28 protein-coding genes are annotated in these 26,940 nt (G+C 65.2%); 16 read left to right on the top strand and 12 right to left on the bottom strand.

Features of this window, described 5'->3' with window-relative positions:
* Positions 1-7: 7 nt before the first annotated feature.
* Both I6F28_RS06280 and I6F28_RS06285 read right to left on the bottom strand, forming a co-directional pair.
* Positions 8-769, bottom strand: a complete 762-nt coding sequence (locus tag I6F28_RS06280) for a hypothetical protein (RefSeq protein ID WP_036023191.1) — start codon at positions 767-769, stop codon at positions 8-10.
* A 16-nt stretch (positions 770-785) separates the two neighbouring features.
* Positions 786-974 (bottom strand): hypothetical protein, encoded by a 189-nt coding sequence (locus I6F28_RS06285; RefSeq protein WP_036005903.1) that lies wholly within the window; start codon positions 972-974, stop codon positions 786-788.
* Between the two features lie 255 nt (positions 975-1,229).
* Between I6F28_RS06285 and I6F28_RS06290 the strand changes: the two genes are divergently transcribed.
* Positions 1,230-2,204, top strand: coding sequence for a DUF2336 domain-containing protein (locus I6F28_RS06290; protein ID WP_225139495.1), 975 nt, complete (start codon positions 1,230-1,232; stop codon positions 2,202-2,204).
* Between the two features lie 84 nt (positions 2,205-2,288).
* Here I6F28_RS06290 and I6F28_RS06295 read toward each other — a convergent pair whose 3' ends face one another.
* The 4 genes from I6F28_RS06295 to I6F28_RS06310 form a co-directional block, all read right to left on the bottom strand.
* Positions 2,289-2,633 (bottom strand): DUF1491 family protein, encoded by a 345-nt coding sequence (locus tag I6F28_RS06295; protein WP_036005907.1) that lies wholly within the window; start codon positions 2,631-2,633, stop codon positions 2,289-2,291.
* 46 nt (positions 2,634-2,679) lie between these two features.
* Positions 2,680-2,892 (bottom strand): hypothetical protein, encoded by a 213-nt coding sequence (locus tag I6F28_RS06300; RefSeq protein WP_024339804.1) that lies wholly within the window; start codon positions 2,890-2,892, stop codon positions 2,680-2,682.
* 147 nt (positions 2,893-3,039) lie between these two features.
* Positions 3,040-3,744: a peptidoglycan-binding domain-containing protein gene (locus tag I6F28_RS06305; RefSeq protein ID WP_036005910.1), complete on the bottom strand. Its 705-nt coding sequence runs from the start codon at positions 3,742-3,744 to the stop codon at positions 3,040-3,042.
* On the bottom strand, positions 3,737-5,602 hold the full coding sequence (locus I6F28_RS06310) for a sensor histidine kinase (RefSeq protein ID WP_225139496.1): 1,866 nt from the start codon (positions 5,600-5,602) through the stop codon (positions 3,737-3,739). Before I6F28_RS06310 ends, I6F28_RS06305 begins: the two co-directional genes overlap by 8 nt.
* 413 nt (positions 5,603-6,015) lie before the next feature.
* Here I6F28_RS06310 and I6F28_RS06315 point away from each other — a divergent pair, with 413 nt between their 5' ends.
* Together I6F28_RS06315 and I6F28_RS06320 are read left to right on the top strand one after the other, a co-directional pair.
* Positions 6,016-6,474: a DUF5330 domain-containing protein gene (locus I6F28_RS06315; protein ID WP_036023185.1), complete on the top strand. Its 459-nt coding sequence runs from the start codon at positions 6,016-6,018 to the stop codon at positions 6,472-6,474.
* A 70-nt stretch (positions 6,475-6,544) separates the two neighbouring features.
* The gene (locus tag I6F28_RS06320) at positions 6,545-6,973 is read left to right on the top strand and encodes a SufE family protein (RefSeq protein WP_225139497.1); all 429 of its coding nucleotides are present in this window, start codon (positions 6,545-6,547) and stop codon (positions 6,971-6,973) included.
* Between the two features lie 111 nt (positions 6,974-7,084).
* Here the strand turns inward: I6F28_RS06320 and I6F28_RS06325 are convergent, their stop codons facing one another.
* Entirely contained in the window at positions 7,085-7,501 is a 417-nt protein-coding gene (locus I6F28_RS06325) for a Ros/MucR family transcriptional regulator (RefSeq protein ID WP_036005917.1), read from the bottom strand.
* Between the two features lie 147 nt (positions 7,502-7,648).
* Positions 7,649-8,515: a hypothetical protein gene (locus I6F28_RS06330; RefSeq protein ID WP_074447485.1), complete on the bottom strand. Its 867-nt coding sequence runs from the start codon at positions 8,513-8,515 to the stop codon at positions 7,649-7,651.
* A 329-nt stretch (positions 8,516-8,844) separates the two neighbouring features.
* Between I6F28_RS06330 and I6F28_RS06335 the strand changes: the two genes are divergently transcribed.
* Positions 8,845-10,494, top strand: a complete 1,650-nt coding sequence (locus I6F28_RS06335) for a glycosyltransferase family 39 protein (RefSeq protein ID WP_074447486.1) — start codon at positions 8,845-8,847, stop codon at positions 10,492-10,494.
* A 208-nt stretch (positions 10,495-10,702) separates the two neighbouring features.
* Positions 10,703-11,482 carry a class II aldolase/adducin family protein gene (locus I6F28_RS06340; protein ID WP_036005973.1) on the top strand — a complete coding sequence of 260 codons (780 nt, stop codon included), beginning with the start codon at positions 10,703-10,705 and terminating at the stop codon, positions 11,480-11,482.
* A 297-nt stretch (positions 11,483-11,779) separates the two neighbouring features.
* Here the strand turns inward: I6F28_RS06340 and I6F28_RS06345 are convergent, their stop codons facing one another.
* The 3 genes from I6F28_RS06345 to I6F28_RS06355 all read right to left on the bottom strand — a co-directional run bounded on the left by I6F28_RS06345 (position 11,780) and on the right by I6F28_RS06355 (position 16,325).
* Positions 11,780-13,174 (bottom strand): M20/M25/M40 family metallo-hydrolase, encoded by a 1,395-nt coding sequence (locus I6F28_RS06345; protein WP_225139498.1) that lies wholly within the window; start codon positions 13,172-13,174, stop codon positions 11,780-11,782.
* Positions 13,175-13,179: 5 nt separating this feature from the next.
* Positions 13,180-14,526, bottom strand: a complete 1,347-nt coding sequence (locus tag I6F28_RS06350) for a glycosyltransferase family 87 protein (protein WP_225139499.1) — start codon at positions 14,524-14,526, stop codon at positions 13,180-13,182.
* Between the two features lie 170 nt (positions 14,527-14,696).
* Positions 14,697-16,325 (bottom strand): helicase HerA-like domain-containing protein, encoded by a 1,629-nt coding sequence (locus I6F28_RS06355; protein ID WP_057027177.1) that lies wholly within the window; start codon positions 16,323-16,325, stop codon positions 14,697-14,699.
* A 337-nt stretch (positions 16,326-16,662) separates the two neighbouring features.
* Here I6F28_RS06355 and I6F28_RS06360 point away from each other — a divergent pair, with 337 nt between their 5' ends.
* The 10 genes from I6F28_RS06360 to I6F28_RS06405 all read left to right on the top strand — a co-directional run bounded on the left by I6F28_RS06360 (position 16,663) and on the right by I6F28_RS06405 (position 25,146).
* A complete protein-coding gene (locus tag I6F28_RS06360; protein ID WP_225139500.1) occupies positions 16,663-17,028 on the top strand; it encodes a DUF2267 domain-containing protein in 366 nt (121 codons plus the stop codon).
* Positions 17,029-17,052: 24 nt separating this feature from the next.
* On the top strand, positions 17,053-17,460 hold the full coding sequence (locus I6F28_RS06365; protein WP_036005985.1) for a DUF4332 domain-containing protein: 408 nt from the start codon (positions 17,053-17,055) through the stop codon (positions 17,458-17,460).
* A gap of 238 nt (positions 17,461-17,698) precedes the next feature.
* On the top strand, positions 17,699-18,559 hold the full coding sequence (folP, locus tag I6F28_RS06370; RefSeq protein ID WP_225127230.1) for a dihydropteroate synthase: 861 nt from the start codon (positions 17,699-17,701) through the stop codon (positions 18,557-18,559).
* Positions 18,556-18,924 carry a dihydroneopterin aldolase gene (gene folB, locus I6F28_RS06375; RefSeq protein ID WP_036005989.1) on the top strand — a complete coding sequence of 123 codons (369 nt, stop codon included), beginning with the start codon at positions 18,556-18,558 and terminating at the stop codon, positions 18,922-18,924. The genes folP and folB overlap by 4 nt, the downstream gene beginning before the upstream one ends.
* A gap of 1 nt (position 18,925) precedes the next feature.
* Entirely contained in the window at positions 18,926-19,417 is a 492-nt protein-coding gene (gene folK, locus I6F28_RS06380; RefSeq protein WP_036042932.1) for a 2-amino-4-hydroxy-6-hydroxymethyldihydropteridine diphosphokinase, read from the top strand.
* An 82-nt stretch (positions 19,418-19,499) separates the two neighbouring features.
* Positions 19,500-21,371, top strand: coding sequence for a methylmalonyl-CoA mutase family protein (locus I6F28_RS06385; RefSeq protein WP_225139501.1), 1,872 nt, complete (start codon positions 19,500-19,502; stop codon positions 21,369-21,371).
* A complete protein-coding gene (locus tag I6F28_RS06390) occupies positions 21,368-21,832 on the top strand; it encodes a GFA family protein (RefSeq protein WP_057027174.1) in 465 nt (154 codons plus the stop codon). Before I6F28_RS06385 ends, I6F28_RS06390 begins: the two co-directional genes overlap by 4 nt.
* Positions 21,833-21,855: 23 nt before the next feature.
* Positions 21,856-24,012, top strand: coding sequence for a methylmalonyl-CoA mutase (gene scpA / locus I6F28_RS06395; protein ID WP_109145873.1), 2,157 nt, complete (start codon positions 21,856-21,858; stop codon positions 24,010-24,012).
* Positions 24,013-24,047: 35 nt separating this feature from the next.
* Positions 24,048-24,344 carry a nucleotidyltransferase family protein gene (locus I6F28_RS06400; protein ID WP_225139502.1) on the top strand — a complete coding sequence of 99 codons (297 nt, stop codon included), beginning with the start codon at positions 24,048-24,050 and terminating at the stop codon, positions 24,342-24,344.
* A 31-nt stretch (positions 24,345-24,375) separates the two neighbouring features.
* On the top strand, positions 24,376-25,146 hold the full coding sequence (locus tag I6F28_RS06405; RefSeq protein ID WP_524536099.1) for a DUF3298 domain-containing protein: 771 nt from the start codon (positions 24,376-24,378) through the stop codon (positions 25,144-25,146).
* 7 nt (positions 25,147-25,153) lie between these two features.
* Here I6F28_RS06405 and I6F28_RS06410 read toward each other — a convergent pair whose 3' ends face one another.
* Complete coding sequence (locus I6F28_RS06410; RefSeq protein WP_128262638.1) at positions 25,154-25,633, bottom strand: SRPBCC family protein; 480 nt, start codon at positions 25,631-25,633, stop codon at positions 25,154-25,156.
* Positions 25,634-25,850: 217 nt separating this feature from the next.
* Here I6F28_RS06410 and I6F28_RS06415 point away from each other — a divergent pair, with 217 nt between their 5' ends.
* A complete protein-coding gene (locus I6F28_RS06415) occupies positions 25,851-26,843 on the top strand; it encodes a tripartite tricarboxylate transporter substrate binding protein (RefSeq protein ID WP_225139504.1) in 993 nt (330 codons plus the stop codon).
* Positions 26,844-26,940: the final 97 nt, after the last annotated feature.

The raw sequence follows: 26,940 nt of genomic DNA on the forward strand, positions 1-26,940 counted from the left end.
CGCGTGCTTAGCCCTTCGAGACCACCGCGCGACCATAGGGCGGTTGCCCCTGAACCGGCGGATTGGCGGTCTGGGCGGCGAGCTCGCCGATCAGGCGGTCGGCATCGGCGGCCATGCCGTCGGGGGCCTGGATCACCAGGCGCTCCAGCGCCCAGCGGTAGGACGAGATTCGCTGCTCCAGGCATTGCTGCACCCACTGGATGATCAGCGAGTTCTCCTGCATGCGCGCGACCGCGTCGTCCCTCTCCCTAGGCGACAGCGCGGAGACGCGCGCCATGCTGGCATCGCGCTTCCTGTCGAGATCGATGACGCGGATCGCGGATGCGAAGAACGGCTCGAATCGGGTGATGTCGTTGCGCACGTCCTCGATCAGCTGCGCATAGCGCGAGGAATGCGAGCGGTGCGGCTCGTCGATCAGCGTGCGCCCGTACATGGTGCGGTCGAACACGACCTTCTGCCGCCACGGCGAGGGCAGCGCCTTGTAGTCGCCGAACACGCTCTTCCATGCGGGGCGCGACAGCGGCGGCTCGATCATGGGATAGGCGAGATCGCGAAGCTGGCGCTCTTCGTCGGTGAGCTGGAACTGCGATGGTCTCAGGCCGACGCTGGAGGTGACCTCCGCACCGAGCCAGCGATGCATGTCGTCGCTGCGCATGCTCTCGCGGGTGCGGCCGAAGTCGCCGCCGCTACACGCCGCGAGCAAAGCGCCCAGCAGCGTGAGCAGGACGGCCGATAGGACAGGCCGGATCTGGCGGATGACGTCCGGCATTGCATGAAGCCGGATGTCAGCGGCGGCGACGACGGCGCCCCGGCGCTGTGCCCTGCTCCGGTCCGCGATCGCCGCTGGTTTCGTCCGCCTCGCGCTCGATTCGAATCACGGGAAGGATCAGAACCGTTCCCATGTCCGCGCGCGGAGCGACATCCCCGGACGAGCCCACCCGGCGACCGGCCGGAAATTCGATGATGGTCCCCATGTCAGCTCTCTTCAATTGCCGCGCGACCGAACGCGCCCCAGCAACATGCATTCATTAAGATCAGCTCATGGTTAACGGGGTGTAAACGGGCCGCTTCAACCGTAGCCGCACGGACCGCGCCGCGCCGTCCCGTTGCGGCACGACAACGCCTCAAATTGCAGGGCCGGCTTCACGCCTCGTTTTCCTTAACGAGGCTTTAAACGAAGCTGCGCTAGGCTCGCCCCCAAGTATCTTTCCCGAGTTGCGTACGCCTCCATGACCAAGTCGCTGTTTCCCGGATTCGACGGGCTGATGACCCTGTCCCGTCGCGAAGGTGTCGATGTCCGTCCGACGCTGCTGCGCGTGCTGACCGACCTCTATGTCCAGACGAGCACCCACAGCGACGACGAGCAGCGGCAATTCGTCGAGCTCGCCACGCGGCTGATCGACCAGGTCGACGATGCGACGCGCGCGGCCGTCAAGGCCCGCCTCGCGGTCTATCCGCAGACGCCCGTCCCGATCCTGCAGAAGCTCGGCCTGGTCGCGACCCAGGAAGGCCGCAGGGTTCCATTGGCCCGGGAGATCCCCGCCCCGCCGCGCGCGTCTGCTCCGGCGCGCGTGCCGACCGAGGCCGAGCAATGCATGGCCGCCAACTTGGCGATGCAGCCGAAAGAGGCGGCCGAGATCCACGACATGTTCTTCCGCGCCGGCGCCTCCGAGCGCGCGCTGATCCTGCATAATCTGGCGCAGACCCCGCTGAAAGCCGCCCCCCGTATTCCGACCGTGCGCGCCAAGCGCGCGATCCAGATCCTGGAGATGGCGGCGATCGCGGGCGATATCGAAAGCTTCACCTTCGAGCTCGGCGACAGCCTGATCCTGCCCTCGCGCGTCGCAGCCCAGATCGTCGACGATGCCGGCGGCGAGGCGCTTGCCGTTGCCGCACGCGCGCTCGACATGCCGAGCCCGGTGTTCCAGCGCATTCTCTTGTTCTTCAAGCCGGAGATCGGAACGTCCGTGAACGCCGTGTACCGCCTGTCGCGGCTCTATGACCGTCTCGCCGAGCGATCGGCGCTGGTGATGCTGGCGGCCTGGCGCGGCTCGACGCTCGCGGTCACCCGCGCGAAGTATCAGTCCTCGCTGCATGACGGGGAGCGCCAGCGCGCACGCGCCGGCGCGAGCCAGACGTGGCCGGGCGTGCAGCCCGGCTCGAGCCCGGCGGTGCGGACGGGGACTAATCCGTCGGATCGCTGATTTGCTTACGCCGCCTCAGCGAGCGGCAGCGGTGAGGCACGCAACGAACTCCAACCCCGTCATTGCGAGCAATGACGGTTGAGGCTACGCCTTGGCCAATTCCAGAAAATGCCGGCCCGCGCGATCCTCGGTCTCGACGATCCAGGCATCCGGATCGAAGCGGATTTCCTTGGTCAGCCGCTCCTCGATCGTGTGATCCGGCAGAGGCTGCGGCGCGACAGGGACGAAAAAGCGGTCGACCGGCCGGCCGTCGTCATAGACGGTCTGCGGCGCCGGCGCATACAGCATGGCATGGCCGTCGAGCAGCGACACCTTGACGAACACCGCGCCCGCCTCCTCGGCACCGCGACGCCGCACGGCGCCGAACACGCCCTCGGTCTGGCACCGGCGCAAGTAAGCCGCCACCCAAATATTGGATTTCAAACGCATGAATTCGACGATAGGCCAGTGCGAGGCCTCACGCCAGCTTTACGTCTCACGCCTTGCGCGTGCCGTCCTGACCACCGCGAATCTGCGTTGCGATGAAGTATGACAGCGGCATAGCGAGTGCAAATCCTACCGCCACGGCATAGGGGATGTTCCTGATGGCGTCGGCGGCAAAACTCGGGACCATCAGCACCACGATGAGGCTGATGCCCGCCAGCGTCGTGCCGAGCATGATCCAGACGAGAATCGAGACCTTGAACATGACGACCTCTCTTCCTTGATGAGATGAGCCATCTTGTTCCTGCGGCCGCCGGCCGTCATTGATCCCACTCAAATCGCAATCGTATCGGATCCGGTCCATCGTGCCGGCGCCGGCAATTGACCTGCGTCAACGACACTCGACGTGCGGCTATTCGACCGGGCGGCCGATCGCAGCGGCGAGCTCGCGCAGCAGCCGGTCCGAGACCTGGCCGGTGACCTGCATCTTGTGCTCGCGCTCGAACTTCTGGATCGCGGCCTGGGTCTCGCCGCTCATGGTGCCCGTGATTTTCAGATTGCCGTAGCCGTATTCGGACAGCGCGCGCTGCACGCCGGCGATGCGGCGTGCGGCCGGGCTTTGCGCCGGGATCGGCGCCGGCGGACGCAGGGCCGCGGGCGGCGTCGAGGTGGTCGCCTTGACCAGATTGGTCATCGGATCATTCGAGCGCGTCGAGGCGGTCGCCTCGACCGGCTTTTCGGCAGCACGCTCGGCGGGCTTGGGCTCGGCAGGCTTAGGCTCGACACGGAACTCGGTCGCGCGCGGCTCGAGCGGCGAGGTATCGGCGCCGACGGGGCGCGGACGCGGCATGGGATTCGACAGCGGCACGGATGACGGCGCGGGAAGATTGATCACCGTGCCGAACATCGGCGCGGGATGCCGGCCGGTCTGGAGGAACAGCGCATTGGCAACGATCGCGGCGATCGCGGCGACGGCGACGAGGCCGGCCAGCGTGTCCTTGGGGCTGTGCAGCAGCACGCGCATCACGAGGTTGCGCTCGGTCTCGACGTCGACAACCGCAGCTTTGGCACCACGGCGGCGCGGAGCGGCTTCGTCCTTGGCAGACTTCTTAGGCACTTTTCTTCACCAGAGCGGGTTGGTCCTGAGACTGGTCGTGAGCGTGGTCTTGAAGATCCTGGTCTTGAAGATCCTGGCGCAGCACAGGCGTCAGCGTCGCAATCTTGCGCTCGGCCGGCTTGGCTTGCGGCGGCGTGTAGACGAGCGGCAGCTTGATGGTGACCGCCGTGCCCTCGCCCAACCTGCTTTGTACCGTCAATTCGCCGAGATGCAACGCCACGAGACTCTTCACGATCGAAAGTCCAAGGCCGGTGCCCTCGTGCCGGCGCTGATAGGTCGTGCCGGCCTGGAAGAACGGCGCGCCGATGCGCTTGAGATCGTCGGGCGCGATGCCGACGCCGGTGTCGCTGATGCGCAGCGTCAGCTGCGAGCCGGACACCGCGGCCGATACGCAGACCTGACCGCCGCGCTCTGTGAACTTGATGGCGTTGGCGACGAGGTTGAGCACGATCTGCTTGAAGGCCCTGGGATCGCCGGTCATGACGGGCAGGTCCTGCGGCGCGTCGGTGATCAGGTCGATGCCGTTCTCCCGCGCCTTCAGCGCCAGCAGATTGCAGCAATGCAATAGCGAAGCGCGCGGCGCGAACGGCTCGGACGCGATCTCGAAATTGCCCGATTCCATCTTCGACATGTCCAGGATGCCGTTGACGACCGACAGCAGGTGCTGGCCGGAATCGTTGATCAGCTGGGCGTATTCCTTGCGCTGCGCAGCACCCAGCATCAAGGCCTGCTCCTGCGCGATCATCTCGGAGAAGCCGATGATGGCGTTGAGCGGCGTGCGCAGCTCGTGGCTCATGGTGGCGAGGAAGCGCGTCTTGGCGGCATCGGCCGCCTCGGCGGCGCTGCGCGCCTGGTCCAGCGCCTGCTCGAAAAGCTTGCGGTCGGTGACGTCGCGCATCACCGCGACGACTTCGGCTTCGCACGTGACGTCACGCGCGCTGTCCTGATCGAGCGGACGGCAGCGCATCTCGACCCAGATGAAATCGACCTGGCCGCGCTCGGCGGCGGGCTCGCGCCGCAGCCTGAACTCGACGCTGCGCACCTCGCCGCGCGCCGCGTCGGACAGTGCCGTGAGATAGGCCGGCCGATCGGCGACATGGACACGGTCGAACAGGCCGTGGCCGAGTAGTTGCGCCACCTGCGCTCCGAGCATGGCCTCCACCGCCGGCGAGATGAATTGCACCGCACCGTTGCGCTGATGCCGCGAGATGACATCGCTCATGTTGCGCGCCAGCAGGCGGTAACGCTCCTCCTCGCGCGACAACAGCGCGACGCTGGTGCGCGCGAGCGATTCCGCGCCGAAGGCGAGGCCGGCGGCATAAAGAGTGGCAGACGTGACCCCGAAAGCCATCAGCACGCCGCGCTCGGCGGCACTCGGCTCAACCACCGGCAGCCAGCCGAGCTGGCTGACCAGAATCAGCATTCCGGCGCAGGACAGCGCAAGCAGCGAGGCAAACGCCGCGACGCGGCGCGAGGCCGACAGCGCAGCTTCGAGCGGAACCACGATCAGCCAGACCGCGGCGAAGGATTCGATGCCGCCTGTCGTGATCGCGACAGCCATGATCAGGCCGGCGAGCGCCAGCGACGACAGCACGTGTGCGCCCTCGTAACGGCCGGTGCGCGACAGGAACCAGGACAACATGATCGGCGCGATCAGCCAGGCAAAGGCCGCGACCTCGATCGCGCTCGGCGCGCCGCGCATGGCGAGATAGACCGGAAATGCAGCGAAGGCGGCAAGGCTGCCGAGCAGCCGCGGTGCCATGAAGGCGCGATGGCGCGCGCGCATCAGCGCATCGTAGCGCGCAGAGGGATGCAGCAGTGCATCGAGACAATCGCGGATGATACTCAAAACTGTCACGGGTCTCGCGCTTCGGCTCAATCGTCTCTTGGAAGACGCGCCGGAACGCCTCCTTGTCGTTGAGCCACCGTGTCAGAGCGACCTTAAACGAGTGCTAAGGCGGCACAGCGTGTGGCCGGACACCGCGTTATCGCGGAGCTTTTTAGACGATTTGGCGACGTCTTCGCTGCGAATGGTGAACGCGGGGTTTCACCCTGCTCCGCATGGTTTCGAATTGGTGGATGGGGGCGGCCGGCAGAACCATGGGTACGGGCGTCAATCGAAAATTTACCGGAACGTCGCTCCCGAAGAATCTTGCGTCAATTTTCCGCGAATTAAGCTCAAGGCAATCACTTGCGATTTATCGAGGATCGCTAGGTCCGACATCCGCGGGGAGATCGCCGCGGGCGGAGTCTAACGGACAGGTCGATAAGATGCGCTTTCTGCTCCGCATCACATTCTGGCTCGGGCTGGTGCTGGTGCTCCTGCCGCGGGACAAGACGCCCGAATCGGACAAGCTGCCGCAGATCGGCGCCGCCGATGCGGTGCAAGCCGCGACCGCGGCCGTTTCCGACGTGACCCAATTCTGCAAGCGCCAGCCGGCGGCCTGCGAGGTCGGCGGCCAGGCCGCGACCATCATCGGCCAGCGCGCCCAGGACGGCGCGAAGAAGCTCTATCAGATCATCAACGACAAGAAGGAGCAGATCACCAACGACAAGAACGACGGCGGCAGGAACGACGGCAGCAAGACCGACAGCAAGAAGGCGCCCGACCATACCGGCTCGATCGCGCTGGCCGGCGAAGGCGATTTTGCAGCGAGCGAGGCGCCGCGCGATACCCTGACCCAGGACGACCTTGCGCTCGAATGGCGCGGACCGGGGCCGGCGAATTAAGCGTCCAGGCCCTATCGATTTCAGGGCTTCGCGTCTCTATATTGGCGGTAGGCGGGGACTGCGGGCCGATATGACGACGATTGACGACATCAGGGACAATTTCGAGCTTCTGGACGAGTGGGACGACCGCTACCGGTACGTCATCGAGCTCGGCCGCACTCTGGAACCGCTGCCGGAGGCGGAACACTCGGCCGAGAACAAGGTGCAGGGCTGCGTCAGCCAGGTCTGGCTGCAGAAGACGGTCGATCGCAGCAATGGCGAGCCGGTCCTGAAATATCGCGGCGACAGTGACGCCCATATCGTGCGCGGGCTGGTCGCGATCGTGCTCGCGCTGTATTCGGGCCGCACGCCGCGGGAGATCCTCGATACCGACGCGATCGCCGTGTTCAACGAGTTCGGCTTTCGCGATCATCTGACGCCGCAGCGCTCCAATGGCCTGCGCTCGATGGTCGAGCGCATCAAGACCGATGCGAGAGAGGCGCTCGCGGAAGCGACCTAAGATGCTCTCGTAGGGTGGGCAAAGCGGAGCGTGCCCACCTTCTGTGTGCAATCAACGTAAACGCGTGGGCACGGCGCTTTGCGCCTTTGCCCACCCTACGAAATCCTCCTACTATTTCCGCTTCCGCTGCTGCTGCCCGAGGCCCATCTGCTTGGCCAGTTGCGAGCGCGCCACCGCATAGTTCGGGGCGACCATGGGATAGTCGGCCGGCAAGCCCCACTTCTCGCGGTACTGCTCCGGCGTCATGTTGTACTGCGTGCGCAGATGGCGCTTCAGCGACTTGAAGCGCTTGCCGTCTTCGAGGCACACGAGATAATCGGGCGCGATCGACTTCTTGAGCGAGACGGCGGGCTTGGCCGGCTCCAGCGGCGCGGTCTCGGTGCGGCCTGACGAAACCCGCACCAAGGCGCCATGCACCTGACTGATCAGGTTCGGAATCTCGGCCGCCGGCGTCGGATTGTTGCTGAGATAGGCCGACACGATGCTCGCGGTCAGCTCGATGAAATTCTTCGCCCCCGCATCCGACATGCGCCCTCCCTTGTCCGCTTGTGGCTTACAGGATTGACGACACCGAAGTATTCCCTGTCAAGAATACATTCGGCTGAAACACGATGACTGACGGCGACGCACTGATTACTGGTGAAAGGCGCCGGTCTACTTGAGCGCGCGGTCGCTTTAACCGCGCTGGTCGAGATGGGCACGGAGCTCGTCGATCGAGGCAAAGCGCATCATGCCCTCCGGCATCTGCGCCTCGATGGAGCCATCGGAATAGAGCGAATAGGCCATGCCATCGACGACGCCGGACTTGAGCACCGTCACCGGCGGGGGCTCCACGGGCGGCGGCGGCTCGGGCGCTGGCGCAGGAGCGGTCTCCGCCAAGGTCGACGGCGAGCGCGGCGGCGGCGGACGGCGTTGGGCGGCCGGCGGCTCCGGCGGGCGCGCACGGTCCGGCTTCGGCCAGGCGACGTCGAAGCTCGCAGGGGGCGAAAGGTTCGGGGCCTCGCTGGGCTCCGCAGACGGCGGGGCAGTTTCAGTGGATTTTGCCTCCGCGCGCTCGCGCTCCTTGCGCGAGGTCGAGGCGAACAGCAGGTTGCGCCGGCGCGACGCTTCCGGAGCGGGAGGCGGTGTCGGGGCTTCCGGCTCCTGCTGCGGTGCCTCGGCACGCGGCCGCTCGCGCGCTGCAGCTTCGCTCTGCCACGGCGGCGGACTTGCGGGCGGTGGCGGCGGCGCCGGCTCGGCTCTCACCGCCGCAGCGGGCACCGGCTCGGGCGCGACTACGCCAGGCACAGCGAGGCCCGGCAGCGCGGGCCTGACCCGAACCTCCGATGGCGCGACCGCACCGGCCAGCCGGCGTGCGATGCCCCTGAGCTCGAGCAGCACCAGATGCAGGCCGACCAGTAACATTCCGGAGCAGACGCCAATGGTGCCGGAGACTATGAGAGTCCCACCGAGGCTGAATTCCCTGATCGTCATGCCGAAAATCACCGCGAGGAGACCCGCCAGCACGGCGCAAATCCCCACGATCAGCAATGCCAAATTCATCGAACTCACCCCCGGCCGCGCATCACGCGCGAGAACCGCTACGCCACGATACCGTCATACGCTGTTCCACGCCAACGGCCAATTCTGGGCAGTGTTCCTAAAGGGAAGGAAATCAGGGACTTATTCACATTCCCTTCAGCCGGGGCTCGCTACTGCTAAAGCTGCTCGCAAAGTCATCTGAATGGGTGCCAACCGGAATTGCTGCGTCGCATCAGGAATTTAGCCATAATGCCCAATTACTTGGTAATGGAACTGCGCTATAGGGAGTCCGGGGTTGAGGCCCGCGCGCGCCAGCAGGGCCAAAAGGGGATTCCGGGGCACCGATAGCCATGACATCCATCACGACTTCGGCGATCGACACGCCTCAGCGGCGCTCGATCGAACGGACTTGCGACGATCTCGCCATGCTGGTGCTGGCCGCGGTCGCCGTCATTGCAGGCTTGACCTTCCGCGACTACGGGCTCGGCTGGGACGACTACACCCACGCCGAATATGCCGACCTGCTGCTGCGCATGTTCGGTTCCGGCTTCAAGGACACCGCGGCGCTCTCCTTCGCCAATCTCTACATGTATGGCGGCGGCTTCGACATGGTCGCGGCCCTGCTGCACAAGGTCATTCCGCTCGAGCTGTTCGAGACCCGCCGTCTGGTCGGCGCCATCGTTGGCGTAATCGGGCTTGCCGTGACATGGCGGCTCGGCCGCCGCATCGGCGGACCGCTTGCCGGTCTGGCTTCCCTCCTCCTGCTTGCGCTCTGCCCGACCTTTTACGGCCACATGTTCATGAACCCGAAGGATGCACCCTTCGCGGTCGCCATGGTCGTCCTGATGCTCGGCCTCGTCCGGCTCGCCGAGGAATATCCGCAGCCATCGCCGCGCACGATCCTGATCGTCGGCTTGGGGGCCGGCCTTTCGCTCGGCTGCCGTGTTCTCGGCGGACTCGCGCTGGTCTACGCCGTGGTCGGCTTCGTGCCGCTGTTCCTGGAGGAATTGCGCACCGAAGGTCCGCGCGAATCCGTTCGCCGCTTCGCCCATGTCGTCTATGTGTTGCTGCCAGGCCTCGTGCTCGGCTACCTCGTGATGGGCCTGATCTGGCCGTGGTCGATCATGGAGCCCGGCAATCCCTTGGCGGCGCTGACCTACTTCTCGCATTTCTTCGAGAAGCCATGGAAGGAGATGTTCGACGGTGCGATCGTGTCGGTGCCCGACATGCCCTGGTCGTATCTGCCGACGCTGTTCGCCCTGCAGCTGCCCGAGGTGATGCTGGTTCTGATGGGCGGTGCGATCGTCAGCACCTTCGCCATGCTGCCGCGGCGCGAGGTTCCGGCACGCCGCAAGACCATCCTCCTGATGCTGACGCTGGCTGCTACCCTGCCGCTCGCGATCGCGATGGTGAAGCGCCCGGCGCTCTACAACGGCATCCGCCATTTCGTCTTCGTGATCCCGCCGATGGCGGTGCTCGGCGGCGTCGCCTTCGCCTGGACCATGGAGCGCCTGCGGGCCAATCACCGCACCTGGCAGCCGGTCGTGCTCGCCACCTTCTGCTTCGGCCTTGCGCTGTCGCTCGCCGAGATGATCCGGCTGCACCCCTATCAATACACGCACTTCAACCACATTGCCGGCACCGTGCGCGGCGCCGACGACCGCTTCATGCTGGACTATTGGGGCCTCGCCTTGAAGCAGGCCTCCGACGGATTGCGCGAGCAGCTCGTCGAGCGCCAGGAAGTGCCGCCCGGCAACCGCAAATGGAAGGTGGCGGTGTGCGGTCCGCAGCGCCCGGCCCAGGTGGCGCTCGGGCCCGACTTCACCATCGGCTGGGATTCCAACGCGGCCGATTTCGCCATGACGCTCGGCGAGTTCTACTGCAAGGGCCTCACCGCCCCGGTCATGGTCGAGATCAAGCGCGACGACGTGGTGTTCGCCCGCGTCTACGACATCCGGGGGCGCGGCATTTCCAGCCTGCTGTCGATCCCGGCACCGTAGGATTTCTCCGTATCCGTAGCCCGGATGGAGCGAAGCGTAATCCGGGACCTGTGGCATCGTGCGAGCTGCCCCGCATTCCGCTTCGCTCCATGCGGGCTACGCGCTCCATGCGGGCCACGCTTGACAGCCACGCTCCTCGCGCCTTGCCGCAAGTCTCTCCCGCGACTACGCTCCTCCTCCGCAACAACGAGGTTCGGAGAGATCAGCCATGTCGCCAGCAGAAGCCCGCCTGAGGGAAGTCCCCTCCAACATGACGGAGGCGGAGTGGCAGCAACGGGTCAATCTCGCCGCATGCTATCGCCTGGTCGCGCTGTACGGCTGGGACGATCTGGTCGACACCCACATCTCCGCGCGCGTGCCCGGTCCCGACCATCACTTCCTGATCAATCCCTACGGGCTGATGTTCGAGGAAATCACGGCCTCCAGCCTCGTCAAGGTCGACCTGCACGGCAATCAGCTCTCCGAGAGCGAGTACAGCATCAATCCTGCCGGCTTCACCATCCATTCGGCGATCCACGAGGTGCGCGAGGACGCGATCTGCGTGCTGCATCTCCACACCCTCGACGGAACCGCGGTGTCGAGCAGCGCGGAAGGGCTCTTGCCCCTGAACCAGACCGCCCAGCTCGTCACCCACGACCTCGCCTATCACGACTATGAAGGCATCGCGCTCGACCACGAGGAGCGGCCACGGCTGCAGAAGGATCTCGGCGACCACAACCACATGCTCCTGCGCAATCACGGCACGCTGACGGTCGGCCGCTCGGTCGCCTCCGCGTTCGAGCGCATGTACCATCTCGAGCGCGCCTGCTCGATGCAGGTGCGCACGCGCGCGCTCGGCACGCCGGTCTATCCGGTCGAGGAGATCGCGATCGAGAAGAACACCGAGCTGCTCGCCAACCGCGACCGCGCCGAGCTGCGCGCAAACAACCTCGTGTGGCCGCCCTTGCTGCGCAAGCTCGACCGCGTCAATCCCGGCTACCGGTCTTGAGATATTCACGAAATTGAGGTAGTGTTTCCGTCGAACTACCTCTGCACGTATTGGAATGAAACGCCGCCCAATTCCGGGCGGCGTTTTTGTTTGAGCCGTCATTGCGAGCGCAGCGAAGCAATCCAGAATCCCTCCGCGGAGATAGTCTGGATTGCTTCGCTGCGCTCGCAATGACGGGAGAGAGTCTTCGTAGCGAATACTCTCGTAGGGTGGGCAAAGCGAAGCGTGCCCACGTCTTCTTCCGGAGAGATGGTGGGCACGGCGCGTTGCGCCTTTGCCCACCCTACCGCACCGTGCCTATTTCACCTCCGCCAGCGCGGCGAGGATCCTTGCCCAGGAGCGGATGCCCTTCTGGAAGCTCTGCAGGTCGTATTTCTCGTTCGGCGAGTGGATGTTGTCGTCGTCGAGGCCAAACCCCACCAGCAGCGAGTCGAGGCCGAGCGTGCGCTTGAAGTCGGCGACGATCGGGATCGAGGCGCCCGAGCCCATCAGCACGGTCTCCTTGCCCCATTCCTCCGCGAGCGCCTTGCTGGCGGCGGCGAGTGGCTTCATGGTCCAGTCGAGCGCGACTGCGGGCGCGGCGGAATGGTCGCCGAACTCGACCTTGCAGTCGCCGGGAATGCGCGCCGTCACGTAATCACGGAAGGCCTTGCGGATCTTTTGCGGGTCCTGGCCCTGAACCAGGCGGAACGAGACCTTGGCCGAAGCATGCGAGGGGATCACGGTCTTGGAGCCCTCGCCGATATAGCCGCCCCAGATGCCGTTGACGTCGCAGGTCGGGCGCGTCGAGGCCTGCTCGACCAGCAGCCTGCCCTTCTCGCCAGCCGGGAGCGACAGCCCGACCGGCTTGAGAAAGGTCTCGGGCGTGAAATCGAGCTTCTTCCACTGCTCCAGGATATCGGGCGGCGTGTCCTTCACGCCGTCATAGAAGCCGGGGATGGTGATGCGGTTGTCGTCGTCGAACAGGCCACCCAGGATCTTCGTGAGCAGGCGGATCGGGTTCATCGCGGTGCCGCCGAACACGCCGGAATGCAGATCGCGATTGGCGGCGGTGATCTTGAGCTCTTCATAGAGCAGGCCGCGCAGCGAGGTCGTGATCGCCGGCGTGTTGCGGTCCCACATGCTGGTGTCGCACACCAGCACGTAATCGGCCTTGAACTCGTCCTTGTTGGCCTCGATGAAGGGCACGAAGTTCTTCGAGCCGACCTCCTCCTCGCCCTCGATCAGGAAGGTGACGTCGACCGGGAGCGAGCCCGTCACCTTCTTCCAGGCGCGGCAGGCCTCGACGAACGTCATCACCTGCCCTTTGTCGTCCTCGGCGCCGCGAGCGACGATGATCTTGCGGCCGTCGGCATGATCGGTGACGACGGGCTCGAACGGCGGACGGTGCCAGAGATCGAGCGGGTCGACCGGCTGCACATCGTAATGGCCGTAGAACAGCACGTGCGGCCGGCCGCCCGCGCGGGTCTTGCCGACGACGGCGGGATGACCCGCGGTCGGCCTCACCTCGGTGGCAACACCGAGGCTGGCGATGTCCCTGGCGAGATGCTCGGCGGCAGCCTTGCAATCATCGGCGAAGGCGGGATCGGCCGAGATCGACTTGATCCGCAACAACGAGAACAGGCGCTGCAGGCTGTTATCGAAATCCTTGTCGATGTGGTCGAGCACGGATTGGAGCTGCGCGTTGGCCATGATTGCTATCCTGATTGTTGAGTCTCAAGAGGTCCGGGTTTTAGCGCCGGTGCGGCCTTAGGGCTAGCCGCAAGCGGCGGATGCCGGATGTGCCAGGCGAGACACCCTGCGAGGATGGCGGTCGCAGCGAGGTTGTTGCCCCAAGCCTGGAAGGCGAGCGGAAACCACGGCAGCGACAACAGCATGAGGATGCCGGCCGCACTGAGGGCAAGCCAGGTTCCCAGGCGCACATGCGCTCGCTCGTCGAAGGCGGCCCGATGCATCAACACCGTCACCGGGAAGTACAGCCACATGAAATAGTATTGCCGGGCCAGAGGCGAGGCGACCGTCATGAGGCAGAACAAGATGCCGAGCTCCTCGGCATCCGAGTGCGCCGTCCGCCGCGCTTGCCGCGGCATGATCGCAACGAAGCCGAGCCCGAGCAGCGCCGACAGCGCGAGCACGATCCAGTTCGCCGTCCTGTAGTCGACCTCGATCAGATTCATGGTGCGCGGCGGCTTGCTGGGATCGTCCTGATTGTAGTTGATCGGCCGGACCAGCCGATGCGTGACGGCAATGAGGGACTGGTTGACCCACGACCAGTTCTGCTCGTCACGCTGGCCAAAGCCCTTTTCCGAGCTGGTCTCGACCATGCCCTGGTACCAGGTCGCCAGCTCGGCCGCGTTGCGCTCGAAGCCGCGGATCGGTGCCGGCACGACATAGAGAAGAATGCCGGTGAAGACGATCGCGCTGACCAGGGCCGCCCATTTGCGCCGCCAGGCCAGATAGGGCAGCACGGCGATCGGGAACACCTTGATGGCGGCGGCGAGCGCGAACATGAAGCCGGCCAGCCACGATCGCTGATGCCGCAAGCTCCAGAAGCCGTAGAGCATCATCGCCAGAAGGAGGAGGTTCGGCTGGCCGAGGTCGAACATGTCGAACACGAAGGTCACGGTGGCGACGACCGGCAGCGCCTCGAGCCAACGACCCGGCGCGCGGTCCGAGCCGGTCATGACCTGGGAGAACGCCGCGGTGTACCACCACGCCACGGCGTTCAAGATCGACAGGACGACATAGAGCGGGATCTTGCCGAACCAGCTCGGGATCGCCAGCAGGATTGCCGGCAGCGGTGGATAGATGAAATCGAAATGCTCGACGGCCGTGGCAGGATACAGCGGCCCACCCTCCAGGACCTGCTGTCCGGCCCAGTACCAGAGCGAGTAGTCCTTGGTCTTGCCGCGGCCGAAAATCTCGGGGACGAGCACGTCGGCGATCAGGAGGACGCAGCAGAGCAGAAAAAGCAGATCCAGCGGCGCACCCAGCGACGGGCGTCTGGGTGCGTCAGGCTTGGCCAACGGGGCGGGCGGGGTCACGATGTAGTCCTGAGCGGCGACGACACAGGACCTAGCAGACCGGCGAAGGCTTGCAGAGCCCTTCACCTGAATTTGTGCGCCGTGGTAGCTCGGACGAGCAGATATCAGGCGACGGTCAACGTTCTAGAGCTTCACCGGATACGACGACTGCCTCAAACCGGGCGCTCTGCCTAACGCCGTAGCAATCCGCCGAGCGCGCCGCGGACCAGCGTACGGCCGATCGAGCCGCCGAGCTGGCCGCCGAGCGACTTGCCGATATTGGCGGCCATCCCGCCGATCACCTGGTTGGTGACCGATCGCGTCACGTCGCGGGCAATGACCTGGCCGGTCGACAGACGACCCCGCTTGACGTTGGTGCCGAAGATGGTGCCCACGATCGAGCCGATCTGGCCAAGGATTCCGCCGCCTGCGCCGGCTCCACCATTTTGTGCGTCGGCAGGCGCAGCCGTGCCGGCTACGCGCTTCTGCAGCATCTCATTGGCGGACTCACGATCCACCGCGGTATCGTATTTGCCCTTCACCGGACTCCTGCTCATGATCGCCTTGCGCTCCTCGGGCGTGATCGGCCCGATCCGCGCCGTCGGCGGCCGGATCATCACCCGCTCCACCATCGAAGGCGTGCCGTTGCCCTCGAGGAAGGACACCAGCGCCTCGCCCTTGCCGAGCTCCGTGATCACCTTGGCGGTGTCGAGTTTCGGGTTGGGCCGGAAGGTCTGCGCCGCAGCGGCGACCGCCTTCTGGTCGCGCGGCGTGAAGGCGCGCAGCGCATGCTGCACGCGACCACCCAATTGGGCCAACACCTTGTCCGGCACGTCGATCGGATTCTGGGTGACGAAATAGACGCCGACGCCCTTGGAACGGATCAGACGAACCACCTGCTCGATCTTGTCCATCAACGCCTTCGGCGCATCGTTGAACAGCAGATGCGCCTCGTCGAAAAAGAACACTAGTTTTGGCTTCGGCAGGTCGCCGGCTTCCGGCAATTCCTCAAACAACTCCGACAGCAACCACAACAGAAAGGTAGCGTAGAGCCTGGGGCTCTCCATCAGCTTGTCGGCAACCAGGATGTTGACGATGCCGCGACCGTCGCTATCGGTCTTCATGAAATCCTTCAGCTCCAGTGCAGGCTCACCGAAGAATTTCGTTCCGCCCTGGTTTTCCAGCACCAGCAGCTGGCGTTGAATGGTTCCAACCGTCGCCTTGCTCACATTGCCGAAGCTCTGCGCGGCCTTCCGGATCTCGGCTAACGGATCTTCCTCAGCATCCGGTCCCTTCTTGCCGCTGGCGGGCACGATCGCATCCAACAGCGATCGCAGATCCTTCATGTCCAACAATGGCAGGCCGTTCTCGTCCGCGACGCGGAATGCGACGTTGAGAACCCCTTCCTGCACCTCGTTCAGGTCGAGCATCCGCGCCAGCAATAGCGGCCCCATTTCGGTGACGGTCGCGCGCACCGGGTGGCCCTGCTCGCCGAACACGTCCCAGAACACGGTCGAGAACTGGTCCGGCTGAAACTTGAGACCCATTTCGCCGGCGCGCTTGAGGATGAAGTCTTTGGCCTCGCCGACTTCCGAGATGCCGGAGAGGTCGCCCTTGATGTCGGCCGCGAAGACCGGAACACCGGCGCGCGCAAATCCTTCCGCCATCACTTGCAGCGACACGGTCTTGCCGGTTCCGGTTGCACCCGTGACGAGGCCGTGGCGATTGGCCAGCGCAAGCGTCAGCCAAGCCTGCTCGTCTCCCTTGCCGACGAAGATCTTGTCGTCGGTATCGCCGAGCTTGCTGTCCTGTGCGGTCATTATTCTCTCTGATCTTTCTGCCGAGTTTCGCGTCGCGAAACCCGAATGCACCAATCCGTAGTTTAACGCATCTCGTGCGCCGATTAAATCGGTTCAGCGGCTCCTGCGCATGCGACATTGTCGGACCGGACGGACGCGATCAGCCCAAAGTAGCAACGAGGCGTTCGCATAGCGGCAATTTTTCGCCGATTCGTTCTAGGCTCTTGCACGGCGGCAACACTTTTCGCGCGTTCGCGACGGCGCCTGCGTTCATCGCTTGTATTTCACGTCACACCGGCTCAAGATCATTCTCGAAAGCAATATTCCGGCATGCAAACCGGCTGAGGGGCGGGGTCTTATGGACGAGCTGATCGGACGGCTGGCGACAAACGCCAGCATAGATGGTGCTGTCGCTGAAAAGACCGTCGGCATTATCCTGGCCTTCCTTCGCAACGAGGGCCCTTCCGACAGTGTGCAGGCCCTGATCGACCAGATCCCCGGAGCGGAAGCTGCGAGCGAAGCCTCCAAGAGCGGTGGCGGTCTGTCGCGGCTGATGGGCGGCGGCTTGATGGCCGTCGGCACCCGCCTGATGAGCCTGGGGCTCGGCATGTCCGAGATTCAAAACGTCGCCCGTGAACTTTTCCGCTACGGGCGAGACAAAATCGGAGCGGATCAGATGGGCAAGATCATCGCGGGGACGCCGGGCCTCAGCCAGTTCGCCTGAGCGACGCTTTTCACATCGAGCATCATGACATATCCGATTTCCGAGATTGAGGGCCTGCCGGCCTTTGCCGCCAACAAGTTGAAGGCGCAAGGAATCCGCACCACCGACGCGCTGCTCGAGGCGGCGTCCACCGTGAAGGGCCGCAAGGCGCTTTCGGCCAAGACCGGCATCAGCGAGCAGCAATTGCTGGAATGGGCCAACGTCTCCGACTACATGCGCATCCCCGGCATGGGCAGGGCCAAGGTCGGGCTCGTCCGCGCCGCCGGCGTCACGACGGTGCGGGAGCTCGCCTATCGAAATCCGGCAAGGTTGGCGCAGAGCATGCGCGAGGCCAACGAGAAGAAGAAGCTGGTCCGCGTCCTGCCTTCCGAGAAGTCGGTCGGCGACATCATCGCCAAGGCCAAGAAGCTGCCGCCGAAGATTACGTATTAGCGCTGCGGACCAAGCTGGAGAGGTTGGGGTACCACTGCTCCCAGATCGTCATTGCGAGCGCAGCGAAGCAATCCAGAATCTTGCCGCGGTGACAGTCTGGATTGCTTCGCTGCGCTCGCAATGACGGAGGGTGAGCAAGAACATCGCATCCTCTCGGCCGTCTGCACGCATCGGAATGGCCGCGAATGGCCCCAATCCCGTCTTGACTCCCCCTGCCCGACAGCGCAATGCCACGCGCATGAATGCCTCGCCCTCCCCTTCCGTCCCGCCGGCCGGCTCGGCCGGGATCGGCGCACTGCGGACGCTCGTGGGCCGGCGGCTTCCTGCGGTGATGGGCGTGCTCAACATCACCCCGGATTCCTTCTCCGACGGCGGCGAGTTCATCGCGCCAGCGCGCGCGCTGGAGCGGGCGCGGGCGATGATCGCCGCCGGCGTCGACATCATCGATATCGGCGCCGAATCCACCCGGCCCTACAAGGGCGCCCGGCCAGTCACGGCGGCGGAAGAGCTCGCGCGGCTGAAGCCGGTGCTCTCGGACGTCGTGGCGCTCGGTGTGCCCGTCTCGATCGACAGCATGAAGGCGGAGGTGGTGGCCTTCGCGCTCGACCAGGGCGCGGGGATCGCCAACGACGTCTGGGGCCTGCAAAACGACACCGCCATGGCGCCGCTGATCGCCGCGAGGGGCGTGCCCGTCATCGTCATGCACAACCGCGACAGCGTCGATCCCGCCATCGACATCGTCGCTGACATCAAGACATTCTTCCTGCGCTCGCTCGATATTGCCGCGAAGGCAGGTATCGCGCGCGAAAAAATCGTGCTCGATCCCGGGATCGGCTTCGGCAAGACCGCCGAGCAGAGCATGACCGCGCTGGCGCGCTTGCGCGAGCTCGACATGTTCGGCCTGCCGATCCTGGTCGGCGCCTCGCGAAAACGCTTCATCGCCTCGGTGTCGCCGTCGGAACCATCGGAGCGGCTCGCCGGCTCGATCGCCGCGCATCTGATCGCCGCGCAGCGCGGCGCCAAGATCATCCGGACCCACGACGTCGCCGAAACCCTGCAGGCCCTGCGGGTGGCGCAGGCCATCGAGAGCAAGCAATGACCGACACGATCTTCGTCACCGGCCTGTCGATCCATGCCCGCCACGGCGTGATGGATCACGAAACCGAGGTCGGCCAGCGTTTCGTCATCGATCTCGAGCTCTATACCGACCTGTCCGAGCCTGCGCGCAGCGACCGGCTCGCGGACACGGTGTCCTACGCCGATGTCGTGGCGACGACGACGGCGGCGTTCAAGAACACCAATTACAAACTCCTGGAGCGCGCGGCCGGCGCGGTGGCCGATGCCATCCTGTCGCACTTTCCGCGCATCCGCGCCGTGAAGGTCACCGTGCACAAGCCGCATGCGCCGATCGCCGCGATCTTCGACGATGTCGGCATCGTGCTGACGCGCTCGCGGCATCCCTAGCATGGCGAGCGTGCTGATCGCACTCGGCGGCAATGTCGGCGATGTCCGCGCGACGTTCAAGAAGGCGATCGCTCATATCTGCGGCATGGCACAGGCGGCGCTGATCGCGCGCTCGTCCGACTATACGACCCCGCCCTGGGGCGACGAGGACCAGGATCCCTTCATCAATGCCTGCATCGAGATCGAGACCAGCCTCGATCCGCATGCGCTATTGTTCGTGCTGCAGAAAGTCGAGCAGAAGTTCGGCCGCGCGCGAACCAAGGCGCGGCGCTGGGGTCCGCGCACGCTCGATCTCGATATGATCGCCTATGACGATGTCTCCTTGCGGAAGCCCGACCTGACGCTGCCGCATCCGCGCCTGTTCGAACGCGCCTTCGTGCTGGTGCCGCTGGCCGAAATCGCACCTGACCGCGTGATCTCGGGCATTCGTGTGCGTGACGGGCTCGCCGGCGTCTCGACGCAAGGCATTGAGCGGCTTCCGGATACCGGTTAACCAAAAACAACCGTTTGCAGGAACGGTCCGCCGTGGCAATTTCGCCTGCGAATAACAAGACGTTTCGGGAGCCCCGCGCCGCATGACCTCCGTGACTGACGACCTGCCGCTGGCGGCGGATTTTCCCAAGGCCACGCCTGAGGACTGGCGCAAGCTGGTCGACGGCGTGCTGAAGGGCGCGCCGTTCGAGAAGCTGGTCGGCAAGACCTATGACGGCATCAAGATCGAACCGCTCTATCCGCGCGTGAAGGGCGTTGCGCCGGTGATGGGCCGGCCGCCGGCCGCACCGTGGCAGGTCTTGCAGCGGATCGACCATCCCGATGCGGCGCTCGCGAATGCGCAGGCACTGCAGGATCTGGAGAACGGTGCGACCGGGCTCGCGCTGGTGTTCGCCGGCGCCAATGGCGCGCGCGGTTTCGGCCTGGAACCGTCGGCCGAGGCGGTGGCAAAGATCCTGAAAGACATTCACCTCGACGCCGGCATCGGCATCGAGCTCGAGATCGGACCGCAATCGCGGATGGCCGCGATCCATGTCGCGGAATATGTGAAGAGCAACGGCCTCGATCCCGGCACCTGCAACATCCGCTTCGGGCTCGATCCGCTCGCGGCGGGCGCGGTGTGGGGCCACAGCCCCTATACCTGGGACGAAATTGCTCCCGCGATTACGGGCGCCATCAAGGGCCTCGCCGGGCTCGGCTTCAAGGGGCCGTTCGCCTCCGCCGACGGCCGCGTGGTCCATGATGCCGGCGGCTCGGAGGTGCAGGAGCTCGCTTTCGTGCTCGCCTGCGGCGTCGCTTACCTGCGCGCGATCGAAGGCGCGGGCATTCCGCTGGAAGCCGCGCAGGACATGGTCTATGCGCGGCTCGCCGCCGATGCCGACCAATTCCTGACCATGGCCAAGTTCCGCGCCCTGCGGCTGCTATGGGCGCGCATCGAGACCGCTTGCGGACTGACGCCGAAACCGCTGTTCATCGCGGCCGATACCGCCTGGCGCATGCTGACGCAACGCGATCCCTACGTGAACATGCTGCGCGCGACGATGGCGGCGTTCGCCGCGGGACTGGCCGGTGCCAACGCCATCAACGTGCTGCCGCATACGCTGGCGCTCGGCCTGCCCGATCCGTTCGCGCGGCGCGTGGCGCGCAACACGCAGCTTCTGCTGCTGGAAGAATGCAACCTCGCCAAGGTCAGCGATCCCGCGGCGGGGGCTGGCGGCATCGAGACGCTGACGGCGCAGCTGTGCGATGCCGCGTGGGCCCTGTTCCAGGAGAGCGAGAGCGCCGGTGGCGCGTTCGCGGCGCTTCAGCAGGGTGTGTTCCAAAGCAAGGTCGCGGCCACGCGAAAGGCGCGCGAGGCCAATATCGCGAAGCGCCGGGACATACTGACCGGCGCCAGCGAGTTTCCGAACCTGCACGAGAGCGAAGCCACTGTCCTGAAGGCAGCGCCGATCGCGCTTCCGCCCTACGGCGGAGAGACCTACAAGTTCGAGGCGCTGCCTCCGATCCGTCTCGCGGAACCGTTCGAGGCTCTGCGCGACAAATCCGACGCGAGTTTGAAGGCTCGGGGCGCACGGCCAAAGGTGTTCCTGGCCAATCTCGGCACGCCCGCCGATTTCACCGCGCGCGCGACGTTCGCGAAGAGCTTCTTCGAGGCGGGCGGCATTGAGGCCACAGGCAGCGAGGGCTTTGCCGATCCGGCCAAGCTGGCTGCGGCCTTCAAGGCCTCCGGCGCCGAGCTGGCCTGTCTGTGTTCCAGCGACAAGGTCTATGCGGAACACGCCGAAGCCGCGGCAAAGGCCCTGCAATTGGCCGGCGGGCGACATATCTACCTAGCGGGCCGGCCGGCCGAGGCCGAGGCGGCGCTGCGAGCCGCCGGCGTCACGGGCTTTGTCTTCGCCGGAGGCGATGCGCTTGCGGCACTGCAGGACGCCTACCGACGGATGGAACAGCGATGACTGACACCAGCAAACCCGTTCTCACCGGCGGCTGCCAATGCGGCGCCGTGCGATTTGCGGTCATGACGGCGCCGACCAGGATTTCGATCTGCCACTGCCGGATGTGCCAGAAGGCGAGCGGCGCGCCGTTCGCCTCTTTGGCCGACATCAACAAGACCGATTTCGCCTGGACCAAGGGCAAGCCGTCGTTCTTCCGCTCCTCCTCGATCGCCGATCGCGGCTATTGCGCCGCCTGCGGCACGCCGCTGAGCTTCGGCCGCATCGACGGCGATCGCATCGAGATCATGACCGGTACCTTCGATCGCCCTGACCGGGTCGTGCCGACGCGGCAGTTCGGCATCGAATCCCGCCTCGGCTGGGTGGTCGGCATCGCCAACCTGCCGAGCCAGACCACGCAACAGAACTACGGACCGGAGAAGATGGCGACCATCGTCAGCCATCAGCATCCGGATCATGATTGAGCGCTTATGAAATGGTTGAAGCCATGAGCCGCATTCCGAATTTCGCCGACGTCGCCTTCGAGCGGACCGCAACCGCCGCGCCCACTGGCAGCGCCGAGCCGTGGCTGACACCGGAGGGCATCCTGGTGAAGCCCGCTTATGGCGAGGCTGATCTGACCGGGCTCGATTTCCTCGAGACCTATCCGGGCATCGCGCCGTATCTGCGCGGCCCCTACCCGACCATGTATGTCAACCAGCCCTGGACGGTCAGGCAATATGCCGGCTTCTCCACGGCGGAGGATTCCAACGCGTTCTATCGCCGCAATCTCGCGGCGGGGCAAAAGGGCCTCTCGGTCGCGTTCGATCTTGCCACCCATCGCGGCTATGACTCGGATCATCCGCGCGTCGGCGGCGATGTCGGCATGGCCGGCGTTGCCATCGATTCCATCTACGACATGCGCACGCTGTTTGCAGGGATTCCGCTCGACCAGATGAGCGTGTCCATGACCATGAACGGCGCGGTGCTGCCGATCCTCGCGCTCTATGTCGCCGCCGCCGAGGAACAGGGCGTGCCGCCGGAGAAGCTGTCGGGCACCATTCAGAACGACATTCTGAAAGAGTTCATGGTGCGCAACACCTACATCTATCCGCCGGCGCCCTCGATGCGGATCATCTCGGACATCTTCGCCTACACCTCTCAAAAGATGCCGAAGTACAATTCGATCTCGATCTCCGGCTATCACATGCAGGAGGCCGGTGCGACGCAGGATCTCGAGCTCGCCTATACGCTGGCTGACGGCGTCGAATATTTGCGCGCCGGCCTTGCCGCAGGGCTCGACGTCGACCGCTTCGCGCCGCGGCTGTCGTTCTTCTGGGCGATCGGCATGAACTTCTTCATGGAGGTTGCCAAGCTGCGCGCGGCGCGCCTGCTTTGGGCCAAGCTGCTCAAGCCGTTCAACCCGAAAGACCCGCGCTCACTGTCGCTGCGCACGCACAGCCAGACCTCGGGCTGGTCGCTGACCGCGCAGGACGTCTTCAACAACGTGATGCGTACTACGGTGGAGGCGATGGCGGCCACCCAAGGCCACACCCAATCGCTCCACACCAACGCGCTCGACGAGGCCTTGGCGCTGCCGACCGATTTCTCGGCGCGCATCGCCCGCAACACCCAGCTGTTCCTGCAGCAGGAGAGCGGCACCACCCGCATCATCGATCCCTGGGGCGGCTCGTATTATGTCGAGCGGCTCACGCGCGACCTCGCCGCCAAAGCCTGGGGCCACATCCAGGAGGTCGAGGAACTCGGCGGCATGGCGAAGGCGATCGAGGCCGGCGTGCCAAAGCTGCGCATCGAGGAGGCCTCAGCCAAAACGCAGGCGCGGATCGACGCCGGCAAGCAGGCGGTGATCGGCGTCAACAAGTACAAGCCGACCGACGAGGACAAAATCGAGATCCTGAAGGTCGACAACACCAATGTGCGCCGGCTTCAGATCGACAAGCTCAAGCGACTGAAAGCCGAGCGCAACCAGCAGGAGGTCGATGCCGCCCTCGCCGCGCTGACGCGCTCGGCCGGCGAAGGCAACGGCAATCTGCTGGCGCTCGCGATCGATGCGGCCCGCGCCAAGGCGACCGTTGGCGAAATTTCTGACGCAATGGAGAAAGTGTTCGGCCGACATCGCGCCGAGATCAAATCCATCACCGGCGTCTATAAGCGGGAGGCGTCCAGCATGGGCACCCAGGTCGAAAAGGTTCAGGCGCTGATCGACGCCTTCGAGGAGGCCGAGGGCCGCCGCCCGCGCATCCTGGTCGCCAAGATCGGCCAGGACGGCCATGACCGCGGCCAGAAGGTGATCGCCTCGGCGTTCGCCGATATCGGCTTCGACGTCGACATCGGGCCGCTGTTTGCCACCGCCGACGAAGCCGCGCGGCAGGCGGTCGAGAACGACGTGCACATTCTCGGTGTCTCCTCGCTGGCCGCCGCCCACCTCACAGCAGTGCCGGAGCTGAAAGCCGCACTGAAGAAGCAGGGCCGCGACGACATCATGATCATCGTCGGCGGCGTGGTGCCGCCGCAGGATTACGATGCGCTCTATGCCGCCGGCGCCGAGGCGATCTTCCCGCCCGGCACGGTGATCGCGGACGCCGCCGAGGAGCTGATCCGCAAGCTGAACGCCCGGCTGGGGCATAGCGAGGCGGCGGAGTAGATGATAGACTGGCCGTGTGACGGCCAGGTGTGTCCATGACGCGTGACGAAATCGTCGCTGCGATACGCAAGAACGCGGATGCCATCCGAGGCAAGGGCGTAGCAAAGCTTGCCATCTTCGGCTCGCGAGCCGGCAACGATTATCGGCCTGATAGCGATATCGACGTGCTCGTCGAGATCGAGCCGGACACCTCGTTTTCCCTGCTCAACTTGATCGATGTCGAGCACATCATCGAGGATGCGACTGGCTTGCAAGCACAGGCAACTGTTCGCCGCTCCATCTCTCCCCGCTTTGCGGAGCGGATCGCAGTCGATATTGTCGAAATATTCTGACGCTCACGCAGGAGCACTAACCTTGAAGTTCATCGCCGGTTTGAGCGTCGCCCTGGCGCTGAGCGCAACATGTGCGTTTTCCGCCCACGCCGCCGATCCCAAACCCGATGCGATCGTCAAGACCAAGAGCATCGAAGCGCGCGTCTTCCTCGGCGACAGGATCAAGGCGGATGCGGCGCTGGCGGCGGACTGCCTCGCGGAGGGCAAGAAGTGGCTCGACAAGAATGCCGCGGAAGCCGCTGCCGCGCGCAAAGCGGACCCGCAGTTCTTCAAGGAGGGCGGCTGGGAGTTCGAGCGCAAATATGAAATCCGCTCCGTGGCTACCGACCGCTATGTCAGCGTCCTGCGCAACGACTACATGAACACACGCGGCGCCCATCCTAATTCGGACGTGAACACGATCCTGTGGGACAAGGCCGCCAACAAGCGCATCTCGATCCGTCCATTCTTCACCGAGACCGCCGATGGCGGCCCCACCATGAAGGCGATGGTGAAGGCCATCATCGCTTCGCTGACGGACGAGAAGAAGAAGCGCGGCGCCGGAGAGACCGCGACCGACGAGTGGTTCAAGTCCGTGGAGCCGCGCCTCCTCAAGATCGGCGCGGTGACGCTCGCGCCCTCCACCGAGGCCGGCAGGAGTTCCGGCCTCAACTTCCACTATCCGCCCTATGCCGTCGGCCCCTACGCTGAGGGCGAGTATGTCGCTTTCGTGCCGTGGGAGACGCTGAAACCTCACCTCACATCGGAGGGCGCCCGCATCTTCGGCGGCGCGCGGCCCAAGGGCGACGCGGACGAGCCGTGAGCTGAGGCTAACGGGATCGCAAACGGGTCCGGGCCAATGTCCGCGCGAGGGAATCCGTCCAATCGGGAATCCAGGAGGCAAACAGCGCTTTCCAGCGCTCGGCGTCCGCAGGTTCAGTTTCGAGCGCAACCGACCATTCGATGAAGGTTCGGTTGCCCTCGATGATCGGACGCAGATGCATGGTGCCTTGGTAGCGCGTCGGCGCCGGACTCGGGCTAGCGTCGTCTTGCGGATAGGGTATCGCTTCGAGACCGGCATAGGTCAGGCTGTGCTGCAGGTCCGAGTGATCGACCAGGCGCTGGCGGATCCAGTTTCCGAGATAGCAGAAGCGCCTGACGGCGCCGACTTCATCGCCGCGCCTGTTGTCTTCGATCTCGCTCTCGCTCACGCCGTCGATATAGGCGGGGTAGTTGTTGAAATCGCGGATCAGGGACCAGACGTCGTCGAGCGGGTGGTCCAGCACGGCGCTGTAATAGGCTTGGGTCATCGGTGGCTTGCCTTTGGTTTCGTTGCGCGCACAGGTTGGCTAGGCGCGCGGACAAAACCCACCCGATTTCCGACCGCCCATTCGACGGGCCGTCTGCTTTCACACAACATGGCGATTCCAGTTGGTAGCGCTACCTTGCGGCGGCGACGTAAAGCCGACTAGAATGCCGGAGTTGACAAGAGCGCCCGACATCACGGGCGCCGCTGGGAGGCATTAAATGTCCAAGATTTCGCGCCGCAGCTTTGCGGCTTCCACCGCCGCTATCGCGGCCTCCGCCGCTTTCGGCTTCAAGCCCGCGCTCGCACAAGCCTATCCGGCGCGGCCCGTCACCGTGATCGTGCCCTGGGGCGCCGGCGGCGGCACCGATGCCACTGCGCGCATCGTCGCAGCGCTGCTGGAGAAGGACCTCGGCCAGCCCTTCAACGTGGTCAACCGCACCGGCGGCTCCGGCGTGGTCGGCCATAGCGCGATCGCGACCGCGCAGCCCGACGGCTACACCATCGGCATGCTGACCGTCGAAATCTCAATGATGCACTGGCAGGGTCTCACCGACCTGACGCCGAAGAGCTACACGCCGCTGGCGCTGATGAACGAGGATCCGCCCGGCATCCAGGTCTCCTCCTCCTCGCCCTACAAGACGGTCAAGGAGCTCGCCGACGCGATCAAGGCGGCGCCTCCGGGGAAGTTCAAGGCTTCCGGCACCGGCCAGGGCGGCATCTGGCATCTGGCGCTGGTCGGCTGGATGCAGGCGATGGGCCTGCCCGCCAACCAGGTCGCCTGGGTGCCGTCGAACGGCGCGGCACCCGCAATGCAGGATCTCGCGGCCGGCGGTGTCGATCTCACCACCTGCTCGGTGCCGGAAGCGCGCGCCATCATCGAGGCCGGCAAGGCCAGGAGCCTTGCCATCATGGCGCCCGCGCGCAATCCGGTGTTCAAGGACGTGCCGACGCTGAAGGAGGCCATGGGCATCGACTACGCAACCGGCGCCTGGCGCGGCATTGCCGGGCCGAAAAATCTGCCGCCGGAGATCGCAACCAAGCTCACGGCGGCGCTGAAGAAGGTCTACGACTCCGCCGAGTTCAAGGACTTCATGAGCAATCGCGGCTTCGGCACCGTGTGGGGCGATGCGGCCCATTTCGCGGGCTTCATGGACAAGGGCGACGCTCAGATGGGCCAGGCGATGAAGGCCGCGGGCCTGAGCAAGGCGTGATCCGCACCTGCGACGCCGTGATCGGGGTGCGAGGAACTCTCCGCGAGTCCATCTCTCACCTCCCCCGCGGAGACTTCCCCTCACCCCAACCCTCTCC

The organism is Bradyrhizobium sp. NBAIM14, from assembly GCF_020193895.1.
Lineage (GTDB): Bacteria > Pseudomonadota > Alphaproteobacteria > Rhizobiales > Xanthobacteraceae > Bradyrhizobium > Bradyrhizobium yuanmingense.

Excerpts from the sequence above, each read along its gene's own strand:
- I6F28_RS06280 (WP_036023191.1), bottom strand. The coding sequence starts at position 769 with ATGCCGGACGTCATCCGCCAGATCCGGCCTGTCCTATCGGCCGTCCTG.
- I6F28_RS06285 (WP_036005903.1), bottom strand. The coding sequence starts at position 974 with ATGGGGACCATCATCGAATTTCCGGCCGGTCGCCGGGTGGGCTCGTCC.
- I6F28_RS06290 (WP_225139495.1), top strand. The coding sequence starts at position 1,230 with ATGACCAAGTCGCTGTTTCCCGGATTCGACGGGCTGATGACCCTGTCC.
- I6F28_RS06295 (WP_036005907.1), bottom strand. The coding sequence starts at position 2,633 with ATGCGTTTGAAATCCAATATTTGGGTGGCGGCTTACTTGCGCCGGTGC.
- I6F28_RS06300 (WP_024339804.1), bottom strand. The coding sequence starts at position 2,892 with ATGTTCAAGGTCTCGATTCTCGTCTGGATCATGCTCGGCACGACGCTG.
- I6F28_RS06315 (WP_036023185.1), top strand. The coding sequence starts at position 6,016 with ATGCGCTTTCTGCTCCGCATCACATTCTGGCTCGGGCTGGTGCTGGTG.
- I6F28_RS06320 (WP_225139497.1), top strand. The coding sequence starts at position 6,545 with ATGACGACGATTGACGACATCAGGGACAATTTCGAGCTTCTGGACGAG.
- I6F28_RS06325 (WP_036005917.1), bottom strand. The coding sequence starts at position 7,501 with ATGTCGGATGCGGGGGCGAAGAATTTCATCGAGCTGACCGCGAGCATC.
- I6F28_RS06330 (WP_074447485.1), bottom strand. The coding sequence starts at position 8,515 with ATGAATTTGGCATTGCTGATCGTGGGGATTTGCGCCGTGCTGGCGGGT.
- I6F28_RS06335 (WP_074447486.1), top strand. The coding sequence starts at position 8,845 with ATGACATCCATCACGACTTCGGCGATCGACACGCCTCAGCGGCGCTCG.
- I6F28_RS06340 (WP_036005973.1), top strand. The coding sequence starts at position 10,703 with ATGTCGCCAGCAGAAGCCCGCCTGAGGGAAGTCCCCTCCAACATGACG.
- I6F28_RS06345 (WP_225139498.1), bottom strand. The coding sequence starts at position 13,174 with ATGGCCAACGCGCAGCTCCAATCCGTGCTCGACCACATCGACAAGGAT.
- I6F28_RS06355 (WP_057027177.1), bottom strand. The coding sequence starts at position 16,325 with ATGACCGCACAGGACAGCAAGCTCGGCGATACCGACGACAAGATCTTC.
- I6F28_RS06360 (WP_225139500.1), top strand. The coding sequence starts at position 16,663 with ATGGACGAGCTGATCGGACGGCTGGCGACAAACGCCAGCATAGATGGT.
- I6F28_RS06365 (WP_036005985.1), top strand. The coding sequence starts at position 17,053 with ATGACATATCCGATTTCCGAGATTGAGGGCCTGCCGGCCTTTGCCGCC.
- folP (WP_225127230.1), top strand. The coding sequence starts at position 17,699 with ATGAATGCCTCGCCCTCCCCTTCCGTCCCGCCGGCCGGCTCGGCCGGG.
- folB (WP_036005989.1), top strand. The coding sequence starts at position 18,556 with ATGACCGACACGATCTTCGTCACCGGCCTGTCGATCCATGCCCGCCAC.
- folK (WP_036042932.1), top strand. The coding sequence starts at position 18,926 with ATGGCGAGCGTGCTGATCGCACTCGGCGGCAATGTCGGCGATGTCCGC.
- I6F28_RS06385 (WP_225139501.1), top strand. The coding sequence starts at position 19,500 with ATGACCTCCGTGACTGACGACCTGCCGCTGGCGGCGGATTTTCCCAAG.
- I6F28_RS06390 (WP_057027174.1), top strand. The coding sequence starts at position 21,368 with ATGACTGACACCAGCAAACCCGTTCTCACCGGCGGCTGCCAATGCGGC.
- scpA (WP_109145873.1), top strand. The coding sequence starts at position 21,856 with ATGAGCCGCATTCCGAATTTCGCCGACGTCGCCTTCGAGCGGACCGCA.
- I6F28_RS06400 (WP_225139502.1), top strand. The coding sequence starts at position 24,048 with ATGACGCGTGACGAAATCGTCGCTGCGATACGCAAGAACGCGGATGCC.
- I6F28_RS06410 (WP_128262638.1), bottom strand. The coding sequence starts at position 25,633 with ATGACCCAAGCCTATTACAGCGCCGTGCTGGACCACCCGCTCGACGAC.
- I6F28_RS06415 (WP_225139504.1), top strand. The coding sequence starts at position 25,851 with ATGTCCAAGATTTCGCGCCGCAGCTTTGCGGCTTCCACCGCCGCTATC.